This window comes from Thiolapillus sp. (assembly GCF_048562965.1).
In the GTDB taxonomy this organism is placed as follows: Bacteria; Pseudomonadota; Gammaproteobacteria; order Chromatiales; family Chromatiaceae; genus Thiolapillus; species Thiolapillus brandeum_A.
Genome location: NZ_JBHNMF010000542.1, coordinates 1 through 2111, shown reverse-complemented (window position 1 = coordinate 2111; position 2111 = coordinate 1). Strand labels below are relative to the sequence as shown.

The 2111-nt window shown below is 48.6% G+C and carries 3 protein-coding genes; all 3 read right to left on the bottom strand.

Annotation, left to right across the window (positions count from 1 at the left end; all coding sequences use genetic code 11):
• Positions 1-94: 94 nt before the first annotated feature.
• The 3 genes from ACOCD2_RS17450 to ACOCD2_RS17440 are packed head-to-tail and all read right to left on the bottom strand — an operon-like array spanning position 95 to position 1995.
• On the bottom strand, positions 95-259 hold the full coding sequence (locus tag ACOCD2_RS17450; RefSeq protein ID WP_293674972.1) for a hypothetical protein: 165 nt from the start codon (positions 257-259) through the stop codon (positions 95-97).
• A gap of 16 nt (positions 260-275) precedes the next feature.
• Positions 276-1643: an AAA family ATPase gene (locus tag ACOCD2_RS17445; RefSeq protein WP_293674973.1), complete on the bottom strand. Its 1368-nt coding sequence runs from the start codon at positions 1641-1643 to the stop codon at positions 276-278.
• Between the two features lie 10 nt (positions 1644-1653).
• Positions 1654-1995 (bottom strand): hypothetical protein, encoded by a 342-nt coding sequence (locus ACOCD2_RS17440; protein ID WP_305800719.1) that lies wholly within the window; start codon positions 1993-1995, stop codon positions 1654-1656.
• Positions 1996-2111: the final 116 nt, after the last annotated feature.

Here is a 2111-nt window from a genome sequence, read left to right as displayed (position 1 = left end):
GTGTTGGGTCAATAGCATAGACTCGGCGTACTATGATGTCAAGCCTCTACAGACATGAAAAAGCGATTGTAGATCCATCGAGGCAGGCTTGTACTCATCTTAGGGGTGAGTAGTTACCACCAATGATGCCCCATTCCGCATCGATCACCAGTCGATCCGTTTTCATAAGCTGATCCAATGCAATCTGACAGGCTAGTGCGCATTCTGGCGACATATGATTTTTTGCATTGGCGGTGATTGCCACATTTGTATCTACCAAGCATGCCCTGCTCATATTATTTCCCCGACCGACGACGCATTGCTGCCTGGGTCATTGCCACCAGATCTTCAGTTTCATCACCGAAAAAATGTTCAGGCCAATTTGAAATATTTCCATAGGCATCGACTTCCAGAGGCATCATAGATGACCCTCCGTTACCAGGTTCACAGAAATATATTGCCACCTCCTCTGGCGTAACAGACTCCTCGGCAATTCTCCGCTGCAACCGTCGCAGGAAGTGTTCCGAGTGACTTTCCACTATGAATTGATTCCTTCTGTTTTCCCCCTCCTCCCTGGCATGAATACCCTCGATAAAGAGATCGGCCAGATCTGCCTGGACACGTGGGTGTAAATGTATTTCGGGCTGTTCAAAGATGATGGTTGATCCTTTCGGTGCATAAAAACTCTGCACGATAATGGGCAGAACCTGTGAAATACCGAATCCGACATCGGTAAGATTGACCTGACTGCTTCTGCTGCGTGTGTGGATGAGAACCTCGTATTCCTTCCTGTATTCGCCAATTTGCCGCACCTCGAATGCATGGATCAATCCCATTTGTTTAAGCCAACGAGCCACTACTTTTTCAAAAGGTTGTTTTGCCATTTTGTAACCACGGCTTATTTTGCGGTCTCGTGCCGCTAAAATAGCTTCTACAGCCCGTTCTCCTCTCCATCCCACATGTTCAACCTGCTCACCAGACCAAATATAACTGCGCTCCGGGTATCCCCTGAGCGGCCCAACATAGTAGAGCCGGGAAAACAGCTGTTCCAGAGACAAGGTCAGATCAGCCAAAAAGCCCGTATTCTGATAATAAGCTACTGCCTCATCCGGAAATCCGTAAAACTTTGCTGGCTGCGGCAGTGGCCAACCCCGCCACTTGTTTCTTACCTGTTGATAATTTTCCGTAACCAGGCGATATTTCTTCCTGTTTTCATCGATCGTCATTGCAGCAGAAAGTATTTGTTCATCGTCCTTGTGCAGGCTGTACTTCATGGTTTCTACGCCCAGACGTCCTTCATGTGAGTTTATTCCCGATGAAAACTCAATGGCATTTCCCTGATAATTTTTATCGGAAACCGGATCATGAATATTCAGCGGTTTCTCCAATCCCCAGGAAAGCAGGAATTCCAAGGTTCTGGATTCATCATGACCATAGATCATGTCATGGGAAGTGCCCAGATCCGTTACGCTGTTGCGATCTCCCATATGCAACACCCGCTGTCGATCAGGCGAATCCACGGTTTGTTTCAATAACAACAGAAATTGTGACAAACTGCTCTTGCCCGCACTATTGGAGCCGAAAAAAACGGTCAGAGGCGCCAGTCTTTGCTTTTTTGTGTCTTTCCAGGGCTTGAAGTTTTGTAATTGAAATTCAGTAAACATGGTGATATCCCTATTGGGTGTTCTGAGTTGTGGTTATTCTATCAAATGCCTCCAGCACCAACCTTTGGGTACGATACTCACCAAAGGTGTTCAGCTCCTTTTTCCTGAGCACCCGGAAGGTTTCGGAAGGATAGTCTTCGCCCATGACATCCGCAGGATCGAGGATGTAGCGCAGTTCATCGCGGGTGAGTCCGTAGAGTTTGGCGTAGTAGGCATTGAGTTCGCATTTGAGCTGGTGGCGGCGCTCGGGATCGAAGGGGAATGGCTCGCCTTGATAGCCGAGGTCCTGGGCGAAGGGTTTGAGATCGTGGCTGGTGTAGGTGAGTTCCAGGACGCGGGGGACGATGAACAAGCGTGTCTTCGGCCTCGTGATAGATTTTGGGACATCCCAGTCCCCAAAATCGACTCGGCCTTTGACAACCTATTGGTGCCCCAGCCGTCCTGGTCACCAAGCACTACGCAACAACT

What these genes read in the sequence shown, in the direction of transcription:
- ACOCD2_RS17445 (WP_293674973.1), bottom strand. Translation starts at nt 1,643, where the DNA reads ATGTTTACTGAATTTCAATTACAAAACTTCAAGCCCTGGAAAGACACA.